The sequence below is a fragment of the Chitinophaga pendula genome (assembly GCF_020386615.1).
GTDB lineage: Bacteria > Bacteroidota > Bacteroidia > Chitinophagales > Chitinophagaceae > Chitinophaga > Chitinophaga pendula.
On the sequence record NZ_CP077769.1, the window covers coordinates 5,350,671 to 5,374,983 of the forward strand.

General features: G+C 47.6%; 22 protein-coding genes. 9 read left to right on the top strand and 13 right to left on the bottom strand.

What is annotated here, in order from left to right; genetic code table 11:
* Positions 1–84 precede the first annotated feature (84 nt).
* Together KTO58_RS19665 and KTO58_RS19670 are read left to right on the top strand one after the other, a co-directional pair.
* Positions 85–960, top strand: a complete 876-nt coding sequence (locus KTO58_RS19665; protein WP_095837740.1) for a helix-turn-helix domain-containing protein — start codon at positions 85–87, stop codon at positions 958–960.
* Positions 961–1,027: 67 nt separating this feature from the next.
* Entirely contained in the window at positions 1,028–1,708 is a 681-nt protein-coding gene (locus tag KTO58_RS19670) for a siderophore-interacting protein (RefSeq protein ID WP_095837739.1), read from the top strand.
* 67 nt (positions 1,709–1,775) lie between these two features.
* On the opposite strand, the gene KTO58_RS19675 is transcribed toward KTO58_RS19670, so the two are convergent.
* Positions 1,776–3,779 (bottom strand): hypothetical protein, encoded by a 2,004-nt coding sequence (locus KTO58_RS19675; RefSeq protein ID WP_095837738.1) that lies wholly within the window; start codon positions 3,777–3,779, stop codon positions 1,776–1,778.
* 281 nt (positions 3,780–4,060) lie between these two features.
* On the opposite strand from KTO58_RS19675, the gene KTO58_RS19680 reads away from it, so the two are divergent.
* Positions 4,061–6,373, top strand: a complete 2,313-nt coding sequence (locus tag KTO58_RS19680; RefSeq protein WP_095837737.1) for an ATP-binding cassette domain-containing protein — start codon at positions 4,061–4,063, stop codon at positions 6,371–6,373.
* Here the strand turns inward: KTO58_RS19680 and KTO58_RS19685 are convergent.
* Positions 6,355–7,263 carry an AraC family transcriptional regulator gene (locus tag KTO58_RS19685; RefSeq protein WP_095837736.1) on the bottom strand — a complete coding sequence of 303 codons (909 nt, stop codon included), beginning with the start codon at positions 7,261–7,263 and terminating at the stop codon, positions 6,355–6,357. The two genes, KTO58_RS19680 and KTO58_RS19685, sit on opposite strands and share 19 nt — an antisense overlap.
* A 217-nt stretch (positions 7,264–7,480) precedes the next feature.
* On the opposite strand from KTO58_RS19685, the gene KTO58_RS19690 reads away from it, so the two are divergent.
* The 6 genes from KTO58_RS19690 to KTO58_RS19715 all read left to right on the top strand — a co-directional run bounded on the left by KTO58_RS19690 (position 7,481) and on the right by KTO58_RS19715 (position 15,410).
* Entirely contained in the window at positions 7,481–10,816 is a 3,336-nt protein-coding gene (locus KTO58_RS19690; protein WP_225859839.1) for a DUF5107 domain-containing protein, read from the top strand.
* Between the two features lie 31 nt (positions 10,817–10,847).
* A complete protein-coding gene (locus tag KTO58_RS19695) occupies positions 10,848–11,924 on the top strand; it encodes an aldose epimerase family protein (protein WP_095837735.1) in 1,077 nt (358 codons plus the stop codon).
* Positions 11,925–11,955: 31 nt separating this feature from the next.
* Entirely contained in the window at positions 11,956–12,798 is an 843-nt protein-coding gene (locus tag KTO58_RS19700) for an MFS transporter (RefSeq protein ID WP_095837734.1), read from the top strand.
* Between the two features lie 257 nt (positions 12,799–13,055).
* A complete protein-coding gene (locus tag KTO58_RS19705) occupies positions 13,056–13,301 on the top strand; it encodes a hypothetical protein (RefSeq protein ID WP_095837733.1) in 246 nt (81 codons plus the stop codon).
* Between the two features lie 414 nt (positions 13,302–13,715).
* The gene (locus KTO58_RS19710; protein ID WP_157752842.1) at positions 13,716–14,891 is read left to right on the top strand and encodes a hypothetical protein; all 1,176 of its coding nucleotides are present in this window, start codon (positions 13,716–13,718) and stop codon (positions 14,889–14,891) included.
* A gap of 3 nt (positions 14,892–14,894) precedes the next feature.
* The gene (locus tag KTO58_RS19715) at positions 14,895–15,410 is read left to right on the top strand and encodes a hypothetical protein (protein WP_095837731.1); all 516 of its coding nucleotides are present in this window, start codon (positions 14,895–14,897) and stop codon (positions 15,408–15,410) included.
* An 88-nt stretch (positions 15,411–15,498) separates the two neighbouring features.
* Here the strand turns inward: KTO58_RS19715 and KTO58_RS19720 are convergent, their stop codons facing one another.
* The 11 genes from KTO58_RS19720 to KTO58_RS19770 are packed head-to-tail and all read right to left on the bottom strand — an operon-like array spanning position 15,499 to position 24,207.
* Complete coding sequence (locus tag KTO58_RS19720; RefSeq protein ID WP_095837730.1) at positions 15,499–17,028, bottom strand: hypothetical protein; 1,530 nt, start codon at positions 17,026–17,028, stop codon at positions 15,499–15,501.
* 5 nt (positions 17,029–17,033) lie between these two features.
* A complete protein-coding gene (locus KTO58_RS19725) occupies positions 17,034–17,882 on the bottom strand; it encodes a phage baseplate protein (RefSeq protein WP_157752841.1) in 849 nt (282 codons plus the stop codon).
* 4 nt (positions 17,883–17,886) lie between these two features.
* A complete protein-coding gene (locus KTO58_RS19730) occupies positions 17,887–18,384 on the bottom strand; it encodes a hypothetical protein (RefSeq protein WP_095837728.1) in 498 nt (165 codons plus the stop codon).
* Positions 18,371–19,255 carry a hypothetical protein gene (locus KTO58_RS19735; RefSeq protein WP_095837727.1) on the bottom strand — a complete coding sequence of 295 codons (885 nt, stop codon included), beginning with the start codon at positions 19,253–19,255 and terminating at the stop codon, positions 18,371–18,373. Before KTO58_RS19735 ends, KTO58_RS19730 begins: the two co-directional genes overlap by 14 nt.
* A 6-nt stretch (positions 19,256–19,261) precedes the next feature.
* A complete protein-coding gene (locus KTO58_RS19740; RefSeq protein ID WP_095837726.1) occupies positions 19,262–19,543 on the bottom strand; it encodes a hypothetical protein in 282 nt (93 codons plus the stop codon).
* Entirely contained in the window at positions 19,527–19,847 is a 321-nt protein-coding gene (locus KTO58_RS19745) for a hypothetical protein (protein WP_095837725.1), read from the bottom strand. The genes KTO58_RS19740 and KTO58_RS19745 overlap by 17 nt, the downstream gene beginning before the upstream one ends.
* Entirely contained in the window at positions 19,847–20,056 is a 210-nt protein-coding gene (locus tag KTO58_RS19750; protein WP_095837724.1) for a hypothetical protein, read from the bottom strand. Before KTO58_RS19750 ends, KTO58_RS19745 begins: the two co-directional genes overlap by 1 nt.
* A 5-nt stretch (positions 20,057–20,061) precedes the next feature.
* Entirely contained in the window at positions 20,062–20,562 is a 501-nt protein-coding gene (locus tag KTO58_RS19755) for a hypothetical protein (protein WP_095837723.1), read from the bottom strand.
* The gene (locus tag KTO58_RS19760; protein ID WP_095837722.1) at positions 20,555–21,547 is read right to left on the bottom strand and encodes a hypothetical protein; all 993 of its coding nucleotides are present in this window, start codon (positions 21,545–21,547) and stop codon (positions 20,555–20,557) included. Before KTO58_RS19760 ends, KTO58_RS19755 begins: the two co-directional genes overlap by 8 nt.
* The gene (locus tag KTO58_RS19765) at positions 21,540–22,166 is read right to left on the bottom strand and encodes a DUF6046 domain-containing protein (protein ID WP_095837721.1); all 627 of its coding nucleotides are present in this window, start codon (positions 22,164–22,166) and stop codon (positions 21,540–21,542) included. Before KTO58_RS19765 ends, KTO58_RS19760 begins: the two co-directional genes overlap by 8 nt.
* Before the next feature lies 1 nt (position 22,167).
* Positions 22,168–24,207 carry a phage tail tape measure protein gene (locus KTO58_RS19770; RefSeq protein WP_095837720.1) on the bottom strand — a complete coding sequence of 680 codons (2,040 nt, stop codon included), beginning with the start codon at positions 24,205–24,207 and terminating at the stop codon, positions 22,168–22,170.
* Positions 24,208–24,313 lie beyond the last annotated feature (106 nt).

Here is a 24,313-nt window from a genome sequence, read left to right on the forward strand (position 1 = left end):
GGAATGATACAGGAGAACTATATTAATATCGATGAGCCGGGGTCAACATTTGCGTACCTTTAGCGGATAATTATCGAGATTGGTATGGCACGTAGCAAACAGCAGCAGAAAGTTACCTCTTACCAGATATCAGCGATCACATCGCGGCCGGATCTTCCCTTTGATATCCACCGGGCGAGGGATATACCATCTGATGAGTCGCATTTATTAGATGCGCACCGGCATGAGTTTTATACGATCGCTTTGCCCAATCAGGGGTATAGCAATCACCTAGTTGATTTTCAACCTGTTAAATTACAAACTGGACAAGTACTGTGTATTACACCCGGCCAGGTGCACTTACCGCAATCTTTTGCGCATAGTGATGGTTTTATGCTTGCTTTCACGTCGGATTTTTTGTTGCCGGGTGTTCCCATATTTGTGGCGGGGGCGCCGCCGTTGTTACAGCCATCGCCGGAGATATTTACACGTTTGCTGGCGTTGGCGGCGGAGATGGAGCTGGAGTTGCTGCAGAAGGACAAAAATTACCTGACGGTGTTACGACATTTACTGGCGACTATGTTAACGTTATTGGACCGTAGTGTTGCGGCTGTTGATGAGCCCTCGTTGTCGAGGCCGGCGGCGTTATTGCAGCAATATCGTTTGTTGGTGGAGGCGCATTTCCTGGAATGGACGAGTACGCAGCAGTATGCGCAGCAGCTGCATGTATCGAGGGGGCATCTGAATGACATTGTGAAGCAGCATAGTGGTCAGACGGCATCTGCGTTGCTGGCGGAGCGGCGGTTGCTGGAGGCTAAGCGGTTATTACTTTACCAGGAGCAGCAGATCAAAGAGATTGCTTACCATTTGGGATTCAACGAATTATCTTATTTCAACCGCTTTTTCCGGATGCATACGGGGATGACACCGCAGGCGTTCCGGGTACAAGCCCGTGAATTGTACAATCATTCCCCTCAATAGTGCACCATATTCGGGGTGGTCTGTCGGTAGTTTTGCGCAATAATTATTCATCAAATACTTATTGCATATGCCCGCTATTAAAGACAGGGCTGCCGCTTTCCTTATGTCGCGCATAGGTGCGCATGCCGGGATCACAGCCATTAGCCATATTACACCATCCTTAATCGCTATATCTGCACATTTACCTCAGTTGAAAGGACGTTGGGCCAGTACCCAGCATCTTAAATGTATGGTGGCACCTTATACTTTTCGTGATTATACCCTTGCCCGCTGGGATGAGCAGAGGCAGACGGGAACTTTGCTGATAGATGTCAGCCATGATGGTGCGGGGAGTGACTATATTCGTCGTTTGCAGGTAGGCGACATACTTTATTATGCGGGGCCTGGGGGTGGTATGCATCAGCCCGGCACATCTCCGCAGCTGGTATGTATCGGGGATATGAGTGCTATTGGTCATTTTATGTCGCTGTACCTGCGGAAGGATGTGCAGCAGGAGTTCCATTGTATCATTCACAGTGAGGATGCCTTCTTGCCGTCATCGTTGTGGGGGATGGAGCTGGACCGGTTTTCTTACCAGCGGGATTCGCTGGCCAGTGTGCGGATGCAGCTGCAGGCGGCGGGTGTTGACATGCCTTATACGACTTATTTTGTGGCCGGGCGGAATAGCCTGGTGAAGGATGTACGTGTAGCCTTAAAAGATATGCGGGTGAGTGGCAGCCAGATCAAGAGTGCTGGTTTCTGGCGATAAAAAAAACGCCCCGCAAAGCGGGGCGCGTGCTCAATATGCATCGATTTCTCGTGCTCTCATCAAATCTTTACCTGGAGTGGAAGAATTTGATTATGCTCTTTTGGCCGGTTATGTCTTTTAGTTGCAGGATATAAATACCGTCGGGTGCTGTAAAGCCCCGGTTAATCACTGGCAGTTCCAGTGCTTTACCTGCTGAGACGCCATTGCCTATTTTACGGCCATCGAGGCTATAAATTTCGTAGGTGTATGGGCCAGCTGACAGTTTTTCTGCGGTGGTAGTGATATGAGACGGTGCGGACGGTGTGCGTTCCATAGAGAGGCCTGACAGGCGTTGGCCGCAGTTCACTTTCTTCGCACCTGCTTCTGTATATGGATATTCGTAGTATCCCAGCTGATTATAGAAGGTATTTACATCTGCTTTGAGGCCTCCGAGGTTAGCCGGTACTAATGTACCCATTACCCAGGCGGCGCCACCATTAGAGGAGCAATAGCTTGGAGCGTTATCCGGTTTGCCACAATATACAAATGCGGCGAGGTTGTAACCACTTACGATGCGGCCGGTGTTGTGCCATTTGGTGAATCCTGACAGGCGGATGGCGCCGGAGCTGTAGAGGTTGATACGCATGGGGTTATTAACGGTAAGCTGGAGTTTCTTTTGTCCATCGAGTAAGGTATACCACTGTGCGAGGTCGCCCTGATCGCCTTGGGTATTATTCAGCGGGGTGGTGATGAGGGTATTGATGCCGTTGACGATGCTAGGTATACTGGTGGCAATGGACGCACCCTGGGTCACGTAGGCGCTTACGATGGCAACGACGATATCCAATACCCCTTTTACAAAGGCTCCGTTGATGGAGGTATTGTAGCTTTGATCGACAGACGCCTTGTTTGCCCCCAATACGGTAAGATTTCCTGCACCATCTACGCTGGTCAATATAGCCCAGTCTTCCACATGTGCATTCGCTCCTTTGCTTTGCAAGCCCCAAGGCATATTGCTCAGGTTAGAGCGCAGTTCTGTATCGTAGCGGTAGGTGATATGAATATCTTTGGGCGGGCAGGCGCAAACGCTGCTGGGATATCCACTGGCATTAGTACATATCCAGTTGTACCATATTCTGCCGTAGTATGGTGTAACGGCGTAACTGGGGTCTCCACCGAATATCAATTGTTTACCACCACTGTTTTTACCTTCCTGCCATGCTTGTTCGTAGCGGGCGGCTCCGAGGCGGGAATAGCCGGCCCATGCTTTGTAGCTATTGCTATTGTTATATTCTATATAGCTTTGATAGCCAGGATATACAGTACCATTCGGCTGTACATATCCGGCATTGGGGCTGACGGTTGCGTCCACGTTAATAACCTTACAGTTACATTTGGATTTATAGATCTTGTCCCAATATTCCAGCAGTTTTTTGATATCGATAAAGAAAGCGGCATCTGTCACATAGTAGATCACTTTCCCTCCTCTGACGAAATCGATATTAGCCGGGAAGGGTTGGCCATCCCACAGGTATTCCTGTACGAAAGAGAGTTTTTCATAATAGGATATATCCTGTGCACCGACGATTAGCTGGTACACATTTTCCTGTCCTGGCTTGTAATAATAATCGGATACTTTATTGAACAATTTTGGAGAGACGCTCAGTTGTTCTTTCACGTCTGTCTCTGTGCTGAATGTGCCCACCTTTACTTCTTTGCCGCAGGAGTTAGTGCTGGATACGGTGAATTCCATATGCAGGGGCAGGTTGACAGCGAAGAAGCCGGTATCTGCAGCGAACTTTTTGTTATAGGTTTTTCCATCTGCGCTGATGATGGTGAACTGTTGTTGTTTTTTAGCGTTGGGCAGATCTACGAATGCGTTGGCGTAGCCATCGAAGCGTACGACGGAGATGCGATTTACCACAGGAGCGAGGCAGGAATCGAACTTATACAGTAGTTCTTTGGGATCGGAGAATTCGAAGGGGGTTCCGTCATCGGGAACGGTATCTACAGGTGTCTGGGCGGAGGCGTACTGCAAGCCCAGCAGTAATGTAAGGAATGAAAGCAATAGTGGTTTGTAGAACAGTTTCATACAATATTACTGGGAAAAGGGTTAAATAAATTGGGTTTGGGAGGCTCCTGCGAGGTAGGATGGTTATTGCAATAATTCTTTTGTTTCATAGTGTCCGGGGCGTTTGGGTCAACTGTTTTTACCGGCCGGTATGCTAAAGTAGGGTGGTGTTGTGGAAGTGGCCTAAAACAGTTCTGTAACGGTATTAAAATGTTTAGGAACGGCATGGCCTCTTTTTTGTGGTATTGGTTGGGTGTTACCCAGTGTCACATTTTCTGGTCTGACCATTGAAAAACCATGCTATGAAAAAACGTACAGTCACGCGGAACCATGTCCCTGCGGAGGGGTTGGATATGATACGTGTATCCGGCGCGCGGGAAAATAATCTGAAGAATGTCGATGTGATGATCCCTAAGAAGCGGATCGTGTTGTTTACGGGGGTATCCGGTTCGGGGAAGTCGTCGTTAGTATTTGATACGATTGCGGCGGAGTCACAGCGGCAGTTGAACGAGACCTTTAACAGTTTTGTGCGGCACCGGTTGCCGCATTACGGGCAGCCGCATGCGGATGCTTTGGAGCATTTGTCTGTGGCGATAGTGATAGATCAGAAGCGGATTGGCGGCAATGCACGCTCGACGGTGGGTACGATCACGGATATACACGCTTCTTTGCGGTTATTATATTCCCGGATAGGGAAACCATTTGTGGGGTATTCTAATGTCTTTTCATTTAATGATCCTAAGGGGATGTGTCCGCAATGCGAGGGGTTGGGTACGGTGGCATCTATCAATGAGCGGAAGTTGCTGGACCGCGGTAAATCGTTGAATGAAGGGGCGATCCGGTTTCCCAGTTTTGAGGTAGGCGGATGGCGGTGGAAGCGATATACTGCCACCGGGTTGTTTGACAATGATAAGAAGCTAGCTGATTACACCCAGGAGGAATGGGATATGCTATTGTATGGGGATGATGTACCTATTATTCATCCGACGGCGGAGTGGCCGAAGACCTCCAAGTATGAGGGGGTTATTACGCGGCTGGAGCGGAGTTTTCTCAGTAAGGACGTCAGTGAGGTCAAGGGGAATTACAAGGAGGCGCTGGACCGTATTGCGGCGCGGGGTGCTTGTCCGTTGTGCCAGGGAGCGCGGCATAACCAGGATGTGTTGGGATGTAAGATCAACGGTAAAAACATTGCAGACTGCAGCCGTATGCAGGTGAGTGATCTGGTTACTTTTATACGCGATATTGATGTGCCTGTAGCGGAGACGATGGTATTGGCTATTACGGAGCGGCTGGAGCACCTGATCGGGATAGGGTTGGGTTATCTGAGCCTGGACCGGGAGACCTCTACCCTTTCGGGCGGGGAGTCGCAACGGGTGAAGATGGTCCGGCACCTGGGCAGTAGCCTGACCGACATTTCCTACATCTTTGACGAGCCCAGTGTGGGACTGCATCCCAGCGATGTGCATCAATTGAACGAGTTGATGGTACGATTACGGGACAAGGGGAATACGGTGTTGGTGGTGGAGCATGACCCGGATGTATTTACCATTGCGGATCATGTGATAGACATGGGTCCAGGGGCGGGGGTGAACGGAGGCACGATTGTATACCAGGGAGACCTGGAGGGGTTGAAAGCCTCGGATACACTAACGGGGAGACACCTACGGCAGCGGCCAGTATTAAAAGGGCAGGTCCGTACTCCTCAGGGGAGTATAGTGATAGCTCATGCTACTCTGCATAATCTGCGGGATGTGACGGTTAGTATTCCTGCCGGTGTGATGACGGTGGTGACAGGGGTTGCGGGGTCCGGTAAAAGTTCGCTGATCAACGGGATGTTGCCGGAGCTTTATCCCGATACGATATTCATTGATCAAAGTGCGATACGTGGTTCGAAACGATCTAACCCGGCTACCTATACGGGGTTGCTGGACCCTATCCGGGATTTGTTTGCCAAGGCCAACAAGGTGAGTGCGTCGTTGTTCAGTGCTAATTCAGAAGGGGCGTGTCCGGCATGTAAGGGGTTGGGATTGACCTATACGGACCTGGCTTTTATGGACCCGATCGTTACGACTTGCGAGGTGTGTAACGGGCGGCGGTTTACACCAGCGGTATTAAAACATCGCCTGCGCGGGAAGGATATCAGCGAAGTATTGGAGATGAGTATAGGCGCTGCCAGGGAGTTTTTCACGGAGGTGTTGATGCAGCCTACCTTACAGCGATTGGGTGCGGTAGGGTTGGATTACCTGACGTTAGGGCAACCACTGCATACCTTGTCGGGTGGTGAGCGGCAGCGTATCAAGCTGGCCAATGAGTTAGAAAATACGGGGCAAATCTATGTCTTGGATGAGCCGACTACAGGATTGCATATGTCGGATGTAGCGCGGCTTACCGGCCTGATGAACCGGCTGGTGGATAATGGCAGCAGTGTGATCGTGATAGAACATAATCTTGATGTGATCAGCCAGGCGGACTGGATCATTGATATGGGGCCAGGTGCGGGGCGTGATGGGGGGCAGGTGGTATTTGAGGGTACTCCTTCGGCGTTATTACGGCATAAGACCTCGCTGACGGGGCGGTTCCTCAAAAGGTACCTGCGTCAGGATACGCCCGTCTGATTTCGTTTTCTGTATTCATTGGGGGAGACGCCCATTAGTTTGGAGAACATACGGGAGAAGTAATATTGGTCTTCTATGCCCAGGCTGGCGGCGATGTCTTTAATTGTGTTGGCGGAGAACAGGAGGTATTGGCAGGCCTTCTGTATTTTGAGGTGATTAAAATACTCTATGGGTGAGTAGCCGGTGCGTTTATGAAATACAGATGAAAAATGCGATACGGAGAGGTCTGCAGCGCGCGCGAATTCTTGTAATGTAACGACGGTGTGCATGTGTTGCTGCATGAAGTCGATGGTATCTGCGATGATATCTTTTTCTGTATGGCGGGTAGCGGCGTAATTGAATTTGTCTTCATAGCGTAAGGAGGACAGGAAGTGATAGAAACTCATATTAACATATCGGAGGTTATCGAGGCTATATCCTTTTTCGAGATTGGTATAGATCTCATCGAAGAGGCTGATGCGTTTGTCGTTGTAGGTGAGTTGTAGTTTATAATTCCGGGCCTGTTCGAGTAGCAGGGAGACGATATGTGCGGAGAGGTCTCCTTTAAAGTGTATCCAGTAAATTGTCCATGGTCCGTTCTCTTCTGCGGAATAGCGATGTGGGGTATTTGCGGGCAGGACGATGCATTGCGAGGGGGTTATTTCTGTTTTCTTTTTATCTACATGTATCCAGCCTCTGCCTTCTACGCAATAGATGAGGATATGCTGGCCGATGCCTGCGGGGCGTTCGACGTAGTGTCCCCATGCTTTGGGATAATAGCCTATATCAGTAATGTACAATTGCCTGGTAAGGGCATCCCGGACGAGGAAGTCGTTGATGACCTTCCTGGGCAGTACGATCAGTTGCTGTCCTTCAAAGCCTTCTCTTTTTCGCAGTGTTTTATTTTTCATACGGGAGTGATAGCTATCACAAAATATGAAAAAAGCATAAAATAGTCCATCTTGACAATAAGATAACCTATTCTTTATCCCCCTTTCAAGTACGAGATTTGAGCTATATTTTCCGAATTCCACTGAATGAAGAATGATCACCCATACCATTCCCATTTATAAGTCGGTCTATGTCTGCGGCGGGGGGCCGTGGTGTATATAAATCATTAAATGTAACATGATGGAAGTAAAAGCCTGGATGACGAAAGTATCCATTCCTACTTACAAGGCCGGTAGTCCGGAGTTGAATCCTATGTTTCTTGAGAAGCGGGTATACCAGGGGAGCAGTGGTGTGGTGTATCCGCATCCTGTGATCGAGAAGATAGCGGATGAGCAGACGATGCAGGAGTATACTGCGGTGTACCTGGAGAATGATTATTTACAGATCATGCTGTTGCCAGAATTGGGCGGGCGTGTTCAGCGGGCGTATGACAAGGTACGTCAGCGTGATTTCATCTATTATAACCAGGTGATCAAGCCTGCATTGGTGGGGTTGACGGGGCCGTGGATATCGGGCGGGATAGAATTCAACTGGCCGCAGCATCACCGGCCATCGACGTTTGAGCCGGTAGACTGTACGATACGGGAGAATGCGGACGGTAGTAAGACGGTGTGGATGAACGAGATTGAGATCATGACGCGGACCAAGGGTATGGCTGGATTTACCCTGTATCCTGATAAGGCATACCTGGAGATCAGCGGGCGATTGTTCAACCGTACACCTTTTCCACAGACGTTTTTGTGGTGGGCGAACCCGGCGGTGAAGGTGAATGATCATTATCAATCAGTATTCCCACCGGATGTGTATGCGGTATTTGATCACGGGAAGCGGGATGTATCTGATTTCCCAATTGCTACCGGCACTTATTACAAGGTTAATTATGCGCCAGGCACTGATATTTCGCGGTATGCGAATATCCCGGTGCCTACTTCGTATATGGCGATCCGTTCGAAATATGACTTTATTGGTTGTTACGAGCATGATACGCAGGCGGGGATGCTGCATGTGGCCGATCATCATCAGTCGCCCGGTAAGAAACAGTGGACGTGGGGTAACAGTGATTTCGGGCAAGCCTGGGATCGTAATCTGACGGATGAGGACGGGCCTTATATCGAGTTAATGACGGGTATGTTTACGGATAACCAGCCTGATTTTTCCTGGTTACAGCCTAATGAAGAGAAACAATTTGTGCAATACTTCATGCCATATGCGGAGATCGGCGTGGTCAAGAATGCGACGAAGCAGGCGATGTTGAATATGGAATGGGATCAGGAGCAGTTACATATCAAAGTATATGTTACCGCTGACTATCCGCAGGCGGTGATACGGGTATGGCATGATGACCAGGCCATGCAGGCTTATCAATATGACCTGTCTCCGGCGCGCGTGTTTACCACTACTTATGCGCAGGCCGGCGGTGATACTTCAGACTGGAAGGTAACGGTACATACAGCCAGTGGCAAGCTACTGGTTGCATATCAGCCGGAGGAGGCATTGCCTACGGACATTCCAGCGGCGGCGACGCCGGCGTTGCTGCCAGCGGAGGTAGCTACTGTAGAGGAGTTATTTCTGAACGGGTTGCACCTGGAGCAGTACCGTCATGCGACCTATTCGGCGACGGACTATTACCAGGAAGGGTTGCGCCGCAGTGCCGGTGATGTGAGATGTAACAATGCGATGGGGCTATGGTTATTGCGCAGGGGGCAGTTTGCGCAAGCGGAGCCTTATTTCCGGGCAGCTATTGCGACGCTGACGCAGCGTAATCCGAATCCTTATGACGGGGAGCCCTATTACAACCTCGGATGGTGTCTTCGACTGCAAGGGCAGGATATTGCTGCTTATGACGCCTTTTACAAAGCTACCTGGAATGATGCCTGGCAGCATAACGGGTTTCTTTCGCTAGCGAGGATCGCCTGTGGGCAGCGGCAGTGGGAGGACGCGCTGGGTTTGGCAGAGCGAGCTTTGATCAAAAATTATCATAGTCATACGGTACGTCATCTGAAAGCGATGCTGTTGCGCAAGGTGGGACGATCAGGGGACAGTCAGCCATTTATCCATGCTTCGCTGGAGTTGGACCCTTTTAATGCCGGCTGTTTGTTTGAGCAATATTTATCTGCTGTAGCCGCGCATGATGCCGGTGCGGATGATTTATTATCCGCTGTTAAAACTACTTTACGCGGGGCTGTCAACAACTACCTGGAATTGTCGCTGGATTATGCGCATGCGGGACAATGGGAGGAGGCGGATCAGTTGCTGGCGGTATATGATACCACGTATCCTGCGCATGCGGCTACCCGTTATTATCGTGGCTGGTTTGCGCAGCAGCGCGGTGCGAAGGATACGGCTATCATTTATTTCGAGGAAGCTGCCAGGATTGCTGCCGGCACCTGGTTTCCGAATAAGATCGAGGAGATCCTTATCCTTCAGGCGGCTATTGCTTTGTGTGCTACTGATGCGCAGGCGTATTACCTGCTTGGTAACTGCTGGTACGACAAGCGGCAGTATCCGGAAGCGATCCAATGTTGGGAGCGATCTGCGGCGCTCTGTGATACTTTCCCTACTGTATTCCGTAACCTCGCATTGGCCAGCTTTAACAAGTTGCGGCAGCCGGAAGCGGCGGTACGGCATATGGAGCGAGCTTTTACGCTTGACTCACAGGATGCGCGTGTATTGATGGAGCTGGATCAGTTGTACAAGATACTCGGTCGTCCGGTGGCGGAGCGATTATCTTTATTACAGCAGCACCCTGCGTTGGTGCAGGAGCGGGATGATCTTTACCTGGAACAAATCACGCTATATAATCAACTCGGTCAATATGAACATGCGCGGATATTACTTGCCGGCCGGCAGTTCCATCCCTGGGAAGGAGGTGAAGGGAAGGTGACCAGGCAATACCTGCTTTGTCATACGGCGCTTGCCAAACAGGCGATACAGCGAGGTGCCTATGAGGATGCGCTGGTCTATTTATCTGCGACGGAACATTATCCGCATCACCTGGGCGAAGGCAAGTTGTATGGTACTCCGGAGAATGACCGTTATTATCTGTTGGGTTGTGTGTATGAGGGCTTGGGAGATGCGGATGCTGCGACTGCTTATTTCCGCCAGGCGACTACCGGCAACAGTGAGCCAGCACAGGCCATTTACTATAATGATCCGCAACCTGACAAGATTATTTACCAGGCACTGGCATGGATGAAACTAGGTGCTGTGGAGCGGGCGCAAGCGATATTCAAACGTTTCATACAATTCGGGGAGGCGCATCTGCAGGATGAAGTAACGATCGATTACTTTGCCGTATCGTTGCCGGATATGCTGGTATTTGACCAGGATATCAACCAGCGTAATGTGATCCACTGTAAGTATTTATGTGGATTGGGTTACCTGGGACTCGGGGATACAGCGAAGGGATTACAATATTTATCGGATGTGCTGAAGATGGATGTACATCACCAGGGAGCGGCGGAGCATCAGCAGATGGTACCTTTTTTTGAGCAGGCGCTTGCTACTGCTTAGTGTTCATTTATTCACCTGTACTTATCACGATATGGCCACTATTACCAATAATGACACCTCTTTATTTACCCAGGCGCAGTTATGCGGTCAAGCGGGCGGTAAGGATGTATATGACATTACTATGCATAATGAGATGATGCGGATCGGCATCACCAATCTTGGCTGTGCTATTACGGCGATCTATCTGCCTGACCGGGAGGGGCAGCACAGGAACATAGTAGCCGGGTTTGAACATCCGCTGCAATACCAGGACAATCCTTATTATTTCGGGACTGTGGTGGGCCGTTATGCGAACCGTATCGGTGCGGGGCAGTTCCAGATCAATGGGGTGCATTACCAGTTGCCGGTGAATGACGGCATCAATCATTTGCACGGTGGGGTACACGGATTTCACCAGCAGGTATGGATGCTGCGGGGCCTTATCCAGCAGTCGGATGAGACGGGGGTGATATTTGAGTATGTGAGTGCGGACGGGGAGGAAGGGTATCCAGGTATGGTGCGGGTACAGGTGCAATACACTTTAAATCAGCGGCATGAGTTAGTGATCCGTTATCGAGCGAGCAGTGATAAGCGGACGCCTATCAACCTGACGAATCACAGTTATTTTAATTTAAGTGGTTTTGAGCGGGCGCAGGTAACGGATCATTCGTTGTATGTGTGTGCCGGTCATTATACAGAAAAGAATGACCGGAACCTGCCTACGGGCCGGGTGTTGCCGGTGGCGGATACTTCGCTGGACTTCAGGACGCCCCGGCTGTTGTCTGCGGTATTGGATGATTTTCCTGCTGACAGGGGGCTGGATCACAACTTTGTGTTGGAACCAGCTGTTGTCCATATGGAATCGGCGGCAGCGGAGTTGTATGATAGTGTGTCGGGCAGGCAGCTGACGGTGTATACGAGTTGTCCGGGTATGCAGGTGTATACTGCTAACTGGTGGGATGGTACGTTGTGCGGGCAGCAAGGGAAGCCTTATGAGCAGCACGGTGCGGTGGCGTTGGAGACGCAGTATTTCCCCGACAGCCCTAATCACGAACATTTTCCTGATACGATATTAAGGCCTGGTGTTACTTACGAATCTACCACTGTTTTTGTATTTGGTTTAAAATGATAATAGCTGTTGGCTATTTAAAACGATCTATATGTCTTCGACAGTTTATAATAACAGCTATATCACCCGTATTTCTTTTGTATCTGCTTTGGGGGGATATCTTTTTGGTTTTGACTTTGCCGTGATATCCGGGGCATTGCCGTTCCTGCAGCGTCAGTTTGGGCTGAATGCTTACTGGGAGGGTTTTGCCACTGGCAGTCTGGCACTCGGAGCTATTCTCGGGTGTGTGTTGGCAGGTCATGTGTCGGAGCGATATGGCCGGCGGCAGGGGTTGTTGGTAGCGGCTACTATTTTTGGTCTTTCGTCGTTGGCGATGTCCTTCTCTCCTACCCGTGACCTGTTTATTGGTGCGCGTTTTATGGCAGGTATCGGTGTGGGTATGGCATCGATGTTATCACCGATGTATATCGCGGAGATCTCGCCGGCGCATTTGCGGGGGCGGATGGTAGCTATCAACCAGTTCACCGTCGTGACGGGTATACTGGTGACGAACCTGGTGAACTATGCGCTGCGTGATGGTGGTGACGATGCCTGGCGATGGATGTTTGGATTGGGGGCGATCCCTTCCCTGTTATTCTTTGCCGGGGCGTGGTGGTTGCCGGAGAGTCCACGTTGGCTGATTGTCAACGGTTATCCTGGTGTAGCGTTGCAGGTATTGCAGAAGATCGGCGACGAGCGATTTGCGCAGCAGTCGTTGCAGGACATACAACGTTCGATGGCTGGTGCACCTGCCAAAGTGAATTACGGTATGCTGCTGGAGAGGGCAATATTTCCGGCGGTGCTGGTAGGTATCGGGCTGGCTATATTTCAGCAGTTATGCGGTATCAATGTGGTATTCAACTATACGCCTATGATCTTCAAAAGCATCGTATAATCGGGGAAACGAAATGTCCCAATTTTAAAAACGAAATGTCCAATTTTAGGCATCTTTTAGTTACGTATTAAAAATATGCCATTCTAACCACACTCTGTAGGGAACACACCCTACTTCCCCAGTTTAGGGCAAGCGTTGCGCCTCTCTATAAGCAAATTTCTCCACTTCTGATACAGGATTTTCCCCCTTTTTAAAGAGTTTTTTTCCCCTCCCGATACAGGTTTTTTCCCAACGCCATTAACCATAGTTTTGCCTCTATGGGAACAAAAAGACCTGAGCCCGCAAGGCTTACCAAGTATTTGACCAGAAAAGAGATAGAGTTTGAACTGACGTACGCCCTGACAAAGGCTGGCGTAGATAAGGAAAGCATAAAGGAGGGGATAAGCATATGTAGACAACGGCTGATGCTTAAAAATATGCCTGTGGAGCCAGCCATAACAGAGGCGGTTGAATTCTATATAGGATGGTTAAATAGGGCCACCTTTGGCAGATCAAGACAATAAGAATATAACCATAGGCCACCGGTTTGCACCGGTGGCGTCCTAACAATTAGGCCAAATGGTATTGGGGGTTACAATACTATAAAGCCAAACAAGTGTTAACACCGAAAGGCGGTTTCTACCGCCTTTCACATTAAACATACATAACTATGTACGATTTCCTTTTTAAGGCGTCTATACCAGGGTGGATATTATTAAATCTCACGTTGGCTGTGCTTATGATCTGGGGGCTTTTTAAGTTAATAAAATACATCAGGCGCAAAATCCAATAGGAGTTCCTGTTGCTTTCAATACGTATAAATACGCAATTCTATGTGCCCACACATTTGTTTTGACACTTCCTAATATCTTCGCAACTTCATAACCACGCCCAAAACTATAGAGCCCCAATTTAAAACCCATAAAAACAACTACTAAATGCGACAAATGCTCGTACTGCTGGCCGCTGCCAGTTTAGCTATCTCTGTACATAGCTGTAAAAAACAAGACCAAGCCCCCCAGCCAAATCTTTCTAAACTTAGTGTGGCAAGCGCCCGCACCTTCTTTGAAACCCAGGTAAAAAAAGGTGGAGTAAGAACGGAAGATGCCAACAAGCTGCCTATAGGCGAGCCGAATTGGGATAGTGCTTATGATAAAAAACTGAACATCGGTGACGCTATCGCAGCCCCACTGAAAATGAAAAGTTACCACAAAACGGGAAGCGTAGAGGTGCAAGGCGATAACTATTTGCTGGTGTATAAAACCAAATACGGTAACCTGCGACACGAAATCGTAACTGTCATACCCGCAACTGCTCACGAAGGCGTTGCTACCTTTAATGGTGCCACAATAGTGCGCGACTGGTCTGGCAAGATACTACGCAGCTTTATTTACAAAAACGGCAGTTATGATGCAGCAACCACCACCATAGGCCGGTCAGCCGCCACGGAAAAAGAAGGGGTGTGTTTCCAGACTTCCTCTACAGTTTGTTTTCCCCTCGCGGATATGCTGGGGCAGTATTGCGAGTATGGAGTGCAGACTAATATTTGCTATGGCGGCGGCGGAGATAGCGGCGGCGGCGGGGATATTCCTGGCAACAACCCAGACCCAGGAAACTATCCTAATCCAGGCGGGGGTTCTGGCGGCGGCACAAACCAGCCCAACCAACCCGCTGAACCGGAGGGTACAGGTACAGATTGCGCCAGCTTCGACTTTGTTGCTACTACCCCTCTTTGGCAGGAGGCTGGCGTGCACAATGTTAAGGTAAGATGGGTGTTTTATGGCATGTACGGCACTTTGGATAAGGAATTTTACCCTGACAACTTTGTATTTGGGCTTCCTACAGCCTATGGCAATGGGAAAGTTATTACACCGGCAATGGCCGCGGTGATGAGTGCAGAGGCTCTGGATAAGGCAAAGTCCGCAATCTTTCGTAAATTCGCCCACGAACCATACCTGCCCGCTGACGCCATTGTAATAGAGGCTTTTAGAACCCTTGTACATGAAGAAATGGCGAAGATTGGCGGGACTTGTGGTCAATCAGGGTCAAAAAGCCCAAATATCCGATTTAAAGATGAGGTTAGATCCTTCTTCGGTTCCAGGAATTGTAATTAGATTATGAAAACACTTTTATTACTCTTATTGATGGGAACATTGCAAGCACAAAGCCGTAACGACCTAAAGGATGTGATTCTTTCTGGGAAAATTAAGGAGTTTGTTACAGGTATGCCAAAGCACACTGAAATTGATGATTTGCAACACCCATTGGTTAATTACCATATTAACCGTGGATTGCTGAAGCCTGATAGGTCGCTATTCGGTGTACCAATAAAGGAAATTTTCGCCTTTGAACACAATAATGGTAGAACCTCTCTTTATATTATTTTCGAGATAGACGACGCGAAACTGGATGCTGTAACCGGTGGTTTGGGCAAGCCTTTAAATGTTTCAGAGGAAGAATTAAAATCTCGGGACTTTGATATGCTTTTCTGGGATTTACCGAGTGGCTTTAATGTGGATTTACGACGTAACTACTACGCAGACGAAGATACCGGTACGGCAGGAATTGCAAGCACAGTGAAAGTGATAATATCAAATGCCGAACACAGCCTACAAACAAGAGAATTGAAGTAATAAAAGCATTGACCCCGGAATAGATTCGGGACTTTCATAAGTCTAAAATAACCAACATAAACAAAAGGCGGGTAATTACCCGCCTTTTCTATGCTAGACCTATTACCATGTAAACATCCCCATCGCTTTGTACCTGTATAGATTTGAATGCTGATAAGGCCGCGTTATTGAAATTACTGTAATTGCCCCCCTTGTATTTTACTGCTGGTGTCCAGGACATTGCATTACTTGTAGCATTGTCGGCATCTTCCACTAAAACAAATATCCTACCTTTTATCGCCGGGTCTTTAGGATCAGGTAGAGTAAGTATAGGATTGCCCGTTGTTGAGCGATTGATTACTGTGTAGTCATCAGCGGTGAATGTATAACTGCCAACTATAACACGCACTGATAATTTTATCCCTTTGTCAGTAATTGCACCCACCTGGGACAGTGTAGCAAAACAAGTAGCGCTATCGGCTTCTTTGCCTGTCATCCGACCGTCTGCATATAGAATGTTCGTAACAACGCCGGTAGGCACATTAAATTTTAGGGCGCCTTCTCTGACAATATGCGCGTTTTGAGAAAGCAAGTGCAGATAAGCAGTACCGGCAGTTACATTTAGTTTAGCAGTATCACCGTTCAGGGTATTGGATATTTCAATACCAGCATTTATGTTAGAGGCAATATCCAAGCCAGTAGGTGCGCTACCCGTCTTTTGGTCTAAATCTTCAATTTCAATTTTTTTGTTGGTCTTGTTGCCCGCTGCTGTTACTGCCTGTAAACTCATCTCTTTTAAAACCAACTTACTATCAGTGCGACTGAGAGTAAGATATTTTTCTCCGGGTGTTGGATCATTCACGCCGTTGATATATACATCACCATTTAGTTCAATCTGTTTGGCAACGAATGTCATGCCAGCCAAAGCACCGGAAACAGAACGGGAAAAAAACATGGCTGTTTCTGTTTCTTTCAGATAGCCGAAGGCTAACCCTTGTTGGATGCTGGTTAACAAATCTCCTATGCCATTAATTATTATTGGCAAGGTTGCGATGTTGCCAGATAAAAGAACTGCTTGTAGCCCTGGCGTTCCCCCAGCGTTACTCACGAGTCTTTTCCAGTTTGTTAATTGTGTCGGATCGTCTGCCGCCAGTATAAAACTGGCATTTAGATCACTTCTAATTGCCACATCGCCGCGTTGTGCAGGAAGTGCCAGCATATCCGCCTCACTGTCCACGACGAAAGTATCTGTTATCGCGATGGCAGGTAGTTGGCTAATGGCAACCTTACCGTCTATCAAATCCGCCTTTTGGGTTAACAGGTCGCGGACAGGATTACTTAGTGGTTTTTGAAGGTCTGCCGTATTATCCACATTGTCCAGTTGTAGATGAGCCTTGGTAACCTCATGGGGGTTGTTCTTGTTTTTTATATGGTTCTGTACTTCCTGGTTTAGTTGGTTAATACTTTCTGTTGATGGAAGGTTGTTGAGAATGGTAACTACTTCGTTGCTAAGATCAGAGACGGTAATTTTGTCGTCTTTATGGCGAAAGCTATCCAACCAATCCCAGAACTGCGATTGTACAGGTTTAGCGTATGTTACAAACCAATTTTTTAAGGTGTTTAAAGTCTGCTTTGCCATTGCTTTTAATTAAATTTTTCTTTGAATCGGATAAACATAACGACTTTGTAAGGTTGCAGGTTGTTATGTGGTTCCCCTTGTCCCGCCGCTTCTGTGGTATGTCTTTTTTCGCGGGTACCAGGATCGTCGTTGTTTCTACCATGTATAAATCCGTTAGGATTGTTATCCACCCTGTCATCCCCCGCCGTCTCTATAAAGTGTCTGTGTGGTGGCAGCTGAAGTACACTAAGGGTAGTATATTTTTCACCGCCGGTCTTTCCTACCTCGTTAAACTCGTATTGGGACTGATCCAGCACCACCGGCACCCGGCCTTTCCATTCCTGATCGGGTACCGGCTCCCACCCTTCGGGTATCTCACCTGAAGGTCTTCCCCAAAATAACCAACTGCCATATACTTTCTGTCCCTGGACTTCATAGCCCACCAGTGGCATCAACATTTTCTCTATGGCGCTGATTCGTTTACTTACCGCAACCAATGTAAGCTGATTATCGAGTTGTCCGGAAAGTCTCACAAGGCTGGCAAAAGTTACATCGCCGGTATTAGTCAGTCGGAGATACTGCCGGTAATACACTGGCTTCTGTGTATTGTCGTCAAACTGCTCAGGGGTCACCTGTTGGTCCGCGCTTATAAAAGGTGCCTTTAAACCGCCTATAAATGGCAATAAAACACCGTTGTAAATGATCCAGCCATCAGTAATATTACTGCCGGTGTCCTCACACCCCGAGATGATAACGTTGTTACCGATGCTGGTTGTAATAGCGCCTATGACTGTGGCATAGGAAGCCTGCATAAACTGTAGTGTGTCTTGATAGACATACATTCCTCCTGGCTGCGAAAAGTCTATTCTATCCATGTCTTTACTTTTTGTATATCCTAAATGTTTTACCTGCCAGTTTGTAGGCGGTGATAAAGGCGGTCATTTCCGGCAGATCAAATGTTACGTCGATGGGAACCAGGACAATAAAGTCTACCGTAAAGAGTGCTGTTTCTGCTTTCGTGTACAATACGATTTGCTTTGCTTCTGCTTTGGTATAAAACTGTCTGGGCTTGAACTCTGCTTTCAGGAAAAAAGGTACAGGCAGATATGAGACGCCATCTGTAATTTTTATCCTGCGTGCCACGGTATCATATCGGTCATTAATCGCCTTTTCCAGATAGCAAACTTGTGGAGTAATGGCCAGCCTGTAGGCCACTTCTTTACGAAAGTATAAGTACCTGCTATGGGCGGCTGCAATACCTGAAACCCCAGCATACAGGAAAGCAAATAGTTCCTTACCTCGAAGGGCAATAGGCGTGAGCAGGCGCATAAGTTTACGCCAGTCGACCTGATCAGGTTTTTTATTACTTGATAACACTTTGTGGGATGAATTTTATGGTTAAGTCAGTGGCGTTTGCAAATCTGAGATATCCGGCATCTGGAAGGTACATCGTATCAATATTGGTAGCGATTAGCCCACCATAGGTAGCGGTAGCGGCGTTGATTTTGCATATGACGACGCCCGGCAATGCTTCAACCGCGTCGGCGATGTATTGTAGTACAAATATGCCGTTAAAAGGTAGGGATTGTAAGTATTCACGGATGGCTTTTTGTACCGGTTCGCTATCCAAGCCATCCAGGCGGCCACCCTGGGCATTTAAAATAAGCGGATCATAGTACACGGTCCAACTCATTGTAAGGAGGTCAGGGGGCAGACTATCGACTTTTACAATTACCCCGGCATCTTTAACCCGCTTAAAATATTCTCGTACCCCTGTCAGCTGCTCCGGGGACAGTGGAAACAAATCCCTGCTATTACTTGCAGCCAGCTTTATACGCAAACCAATTACTCCACTGTTAGTGGTAGTCTCGATTACTGCGCTGTACTTTACTACTTTGCTTGCTTCTATCTGTTCACCAGTCTTACCGGTATTGTTGTACTTATCGCTGTCAGGCAGTAGATCGAATCCATGCTGATACGCTTTTGCTTTCAGTGCGTACCATCTGGTAGTATGCGGTTTTTGTTCGGCGATCGTGTTATTCACATCAACGACAAGGCCATCCATGATGTTTTCCAGCACCGAGATAGCAAAGGCGATCGCATAAAAAATAATACTCTCCAGGGAGAGTATAGAAAACTGCTCGGAAAATGTTTTGCCATCGGCAAGCCCATATAGTTGTTTAACAGTATCGTTACTGATAAACACACCGGTTAATTGCTCTTTAATTGCTGTTACTGTACGTGCCATGTTTGTTTAAGAAACTTTAAAGTCAATTTGAATGTTCCAAACACCAATCCCTTCCTGATCATCTGCGGTAGTATTACCGGTAGCGGGCGATATTCCGTTTTTAATAAAATGTGCAATCACACGGTTGTTTAGGTTTACTTGGCCGTGTTCAATCTTTTGCCCTATAAAAAGATCGTCTGTAATGCTGTTTTCATTTTGGACAGCGATTTGCATTACCTGCTCCTTGCTGCCAATAGTCTGCAAGGCAATATCAAGCAAACATTGATTATTTTTAACGATACTCTGCATCTATAAATAATTCATTGTTGTTAGCAAATGCAAGTGATCCCACTGTTAGCCCTTCCGCTTGTAACTGTTCTCGTATCTTATGCCGCCACGCTAACAGATCGATGTCTAAAGCGATGTCAGACAATCCAATCCCGGCAAATGGGTTTTCTAGTTCACCAGGATGACAGATCAGCAGTAACCCAATGTTCTGCCGGGTAACATCGCCTACCGTCAGCCCTCTAATAATAATACCTTCACTGTCGCGGATGGGGGATAATTTTAGCGTCAAATCATGTTCGTTAAGTTGGATACCAATTGATTTCATTACTTTAGTTTTCCGTTAAACTTTCCTGTTACTGGGCCGTTTGGTGCCGTCAGTCCCCCGACATACTCTATCTCTGCACTCTTAACATACACATCTACAGCATCACCTAAACGGTCTGCAAATTCGTCGATAGATGTTTCCGATCTGCTTAACATATCGGTTAATAATTTGGCGATCGTATTGCGCAATGCAAGTTTGTCAAGTGGCATACTGGCTATTTTAAAATCCTTTTAAAATCTGTTTGCAGTTTATTTAGTGCAGTAATGCTATCCGGCAATGGTGTACCCGTTGGGCCGGTGCTGGTCGCTAACCGATAGTTTTGTTTCAACAGGTCAAACAGGCTATCTATTAATCCAGTAAGCCCCACGGATTTATTATGTAGGTCAATCTTTCCAGTAGTGTCGTTGATCTCAATATTTATATTTTTACCGGTAAAATTAATCTGCTCCACCTCATCGACACTAATTACCGCCAGATCACGCATATCGCCGCTAAGGGAGGCTACCAATACATAACTGCCTACTACGGGAACTATCAACAGCCTGTTGGCCGCTTCGTTCACAGTGGCTTTCAATCTTACATCAGATACCACAGTGCCCGAAACATCGACCGTGCAGCTTTCTCCCTGTACACTTATTACTGCCGCTGTAAAGATGTTAGTGCCTGTCTGCTGGTTGCTTTTTAGCAGATTAGCCAGTCTGGCGTACTTATCCATTTTGCCGTAGTTTAGTTTCGCTTAGTTTAATCCCAAGCTGTACAGCCCTTACCGCCCCAGCTTCAGAAAAGGTAGTAGTAACAGCGGTCACATAATACCACCCCGTTTTGTACTCATAATCACTGTCGTGAATAGAGGCCGCCCACGCCGGTTCTACATAAGGTAGAAGCCATGTTGTGATACTTCCTTCATAGCCGTCATATACCAGCGTTTTGAGTTCTGCCTCACCACGTTTACGTAGGGTATCGGGATCACTCACGCCGTATATCTTTATACTCCTTTTGTCGCCACCTGTTGTCCCTACGATCACCTTTACATTTTTTCCGTTACGCGTTATGCCTTCTACCTCTACTTCAAAACGCCGGTCTGCTGCCTGTTTAAAGGATAGTTCCGCCTTCTCAATATTGTGAGCGAAATCATAGTATTGTTTACCAAAAAGTTCCTCATAAGGAAGATGAAAATGCAGTACGTTACCTTTCATGTACACATTGGCCTTGGCTTCCTCCTGCAACTTCTTTAACACATCAAAGGCGGTGGCCTTGGAGATTACAAATTTGTCATAGCGTAGCGTATGTGTACAGTTAATTTGTATATCTATTCCCAAACTCGTTTTTATACTATCGGTAAGATATTCCAACACCTGTTTTATATACACATTCTTAAACTCCTTGTCTGCCACCGCCACACGGGTGACGTATATTTCATCTTCCAAGTTCAATTTAATACTGCCGTCGTCTGTAGCAATACTCTGCACATATCCGGAAAACTCCTGCCTGAGCTGATCATCGTACCCTAAGTAGATGCTAACAGGTTGGCCCCTGCGAAAAGTATTTTCTAATTCAGAAAGTACACGGTTATAGGCGGTGCCCGGCAGTACAATTTGTGCGGTATCTGCAAGCAGATCGACAGATTTATGTATTTCAATGCTGGCGACCAATCCCAATTTGAAACTGCCTACTACCACCTTCCAGTTCATTCTATACATAGTTATCCAATTTTATAAGCAGCTGCGGGGCATCATCACTATAAGCAGTTATACTGTAGCCCTGTACATATTCGCCTTTGGTAAAAGGAATATCAAATGTTTCGATGGCCATCTGATTGATACCAAATATTTCTAACAATTCACATTTTACACTAATGGCTTCCCTTGCCTCCATATACATGCGTAACCTGTTTACCTCTTCACGTGGGTAGACCTTTTCATTTTTGTAATTAATGATCACACCCTGAATACTGATGGTGTAATCATCGTGCGACCAACGCTCTTTTACAGTGCCTCGCTTTTCTGATTTTGCCACGCTACGCCTAACTACTACGTTTTTCCCATTCAGACTAATAATAGGTTCACACGGGAAAGTCCAGTAGCTACTATCCGGTTCACTGGCCAACTTTATAGACAGTGGCATAAACATCGGTATGCCGTTAGCGTTGGCGACTATGGCCTGCTGTAACTGCTGGTCAGACATGGCCGCAATCTCTCCGTACTGGTAAGCCTGTCCGTTATTAGGCTGGGCCACCGTGCCCGGTTTGTAAGGAGGTAGCACCGGTAGCCCGGCGCGATTCAGCAATAAATTTTCCAGTATAAAACGATTGGTTTGCATCTTAGTCGCTTGCTTGTGATTGTGCCATGTTCAAAGCCCTGATTACCCCTTGTATAATTTCCTCCTGCATGGCGGATGTGTTAGCCTGGTTGTCGCCCTTGTTGAAGTATACGCTTTCTATCAGCTTACCAATATTTAGGGTAACATTGGTGGTTTTTGTCCCACCGGTAGCGATGGCATCATTTACAGATTTGCCTTTGCCTTTTGCACTTGACCCGGAGACACCGGCACCGCCTGAACTTGCGGACGCTGGTGACATGCCGGGTATTTTAGGCAAGGTAATACCTGTGCCTTTTTCACTGGCTCCGGCATCTTTGCCCGTTTTCCATTTTAGGGACTTGCCGATAGCCCTAACGGCTTCCAGCGATTTGTTACCGTTGTCTATAACATCATTGCGGGCTTTGGCGATGGCTGCTGCCCGCTCGTTCTGCGCACTCGCTATTTTTTCAAGCCCTGCCCTTGCACTGTCTTTATCCCACAGGGCGGACAACCGATACCATGCCTTTTCCAACAATTCAATACCCTGTAAAAAAATCTCCTGGTATCCCAGCCATGCCAGCGTAAGAAATGCCTTTGCACCGGCAAATTGATATTTCATTAATTCCATAAATTTTTGCCATGCCTGCCCCCAGCCTTCCACCTTGTTCACTGCGATGGCGATTGTTGCGATCAGTGCGATAATCCCGGCTACAATCCAGGTGATAGGGTTAGCCCAAAATGCAGCATTCAATATATTTTGTGCTACCGTCCACGCCGCCGTAGTATTAGTCACCACGCCGTCCCAAAACGCTTTTAGTTTTTCTGCGGATGTTAGCGTAGTGATAACACCGGTAAGCGCAGAGAACAGCGGTATAAGGCCACCAATATCACGGGCGGTCTGTCCTGCCACTGTTGCATAGGCCATGTATCCACCTGTTAACTCAAACATGCCGATCTTCATATCATCGATACGGGCCTGCATCCGCTTCATTTTTTCTGCGGGGCTATCCATTACGATAGCTGCCTGTTCGTATGCGGTATTGGTGCCCGTAATCGCTTTGGTATACTGATCGATTACATCAGTACCGCTTAGTAATGCCAGCGCTGCATTACTGTTTTCCTTTCCAAACAGTTTTGTGATCAGCGCCGTATCGCCCATTACCGGTTTAAGTATTTTAAGACGATCCGAAAAGGTGAGGGATTTATCTGCCAGTTTGTTTATGTCTATGCCAACCCCCTCTAGTGCTTCCCTGGTTTGCTTGGGCAAAAACCTCCCTTCAGATAGCACTGCCAGGACGTTACGGATCGCTACACCGCCTTCTGCGCCTTGCTTGCCTGCCTTGTCCAACACCTGTATAGCACTGTTAACTTCGGCAAAAGACACCCCCGCCATCTTTGCCGAAAGTCCGGACTGCTCCAACGCTTGTTTAATCTGTGGCAGTTCGGCGGAACCTTCTTTCGCAGCAGCGGCCATGATATTCATCATATTGGCCATTTCAGCCGCTGCTTTCATAGGATCATCTGTCGATACCTGAAACTGATTCATCGCCGTTGTAAGCGTCTCTGTTGCGGCGACAGCATCGCCTCCCATAGTCTTACTTAAAACATTAACAGAGTTACCCATTTTGTCCAAGGCGGCGGGAGTATTGGCAATATCAGGCCCTAGTTTAGACAGGATTAGTTTATATGCCTCTACACCTTGGGCCGCACCACCGCCGAATTCAATACCAGCCGCACGGGCATTGTCTCCTATCTGTTTTAACTTATCTCCCGTCAGTCCTGTAATAGCCTGCAAATCGGCCATCGAGGTGGTAAATTCCAAACCCGGAGTAGATAAATTAGCTAGACCGTCTGCCACCCGGTCCAGCTGATCCAGTATCGCACTGGTATGTATGGTATTGATCTGATTGCGCAAGCCGTTAAATACATCATGGATAGTTTTGCCGAATTTAAAGGCAGATTTACCCGCAGCATTAATCTGCTGTTCGATCTTTTCTATCGAAGCGAATACTTTGTTATCCTTAAAAAGAAAGTTAAGTATGTAGTTAAAAGTGTTTCCCACTTTATTTCGGTTTAGTAGTCTGTGTCCTGATGTATTTTAATTCCTGTAGGCGCATCGCCCATTCGATGTCGGTGAGGCTGTCGGGGTCCAGGTGCAAGTAGTACCG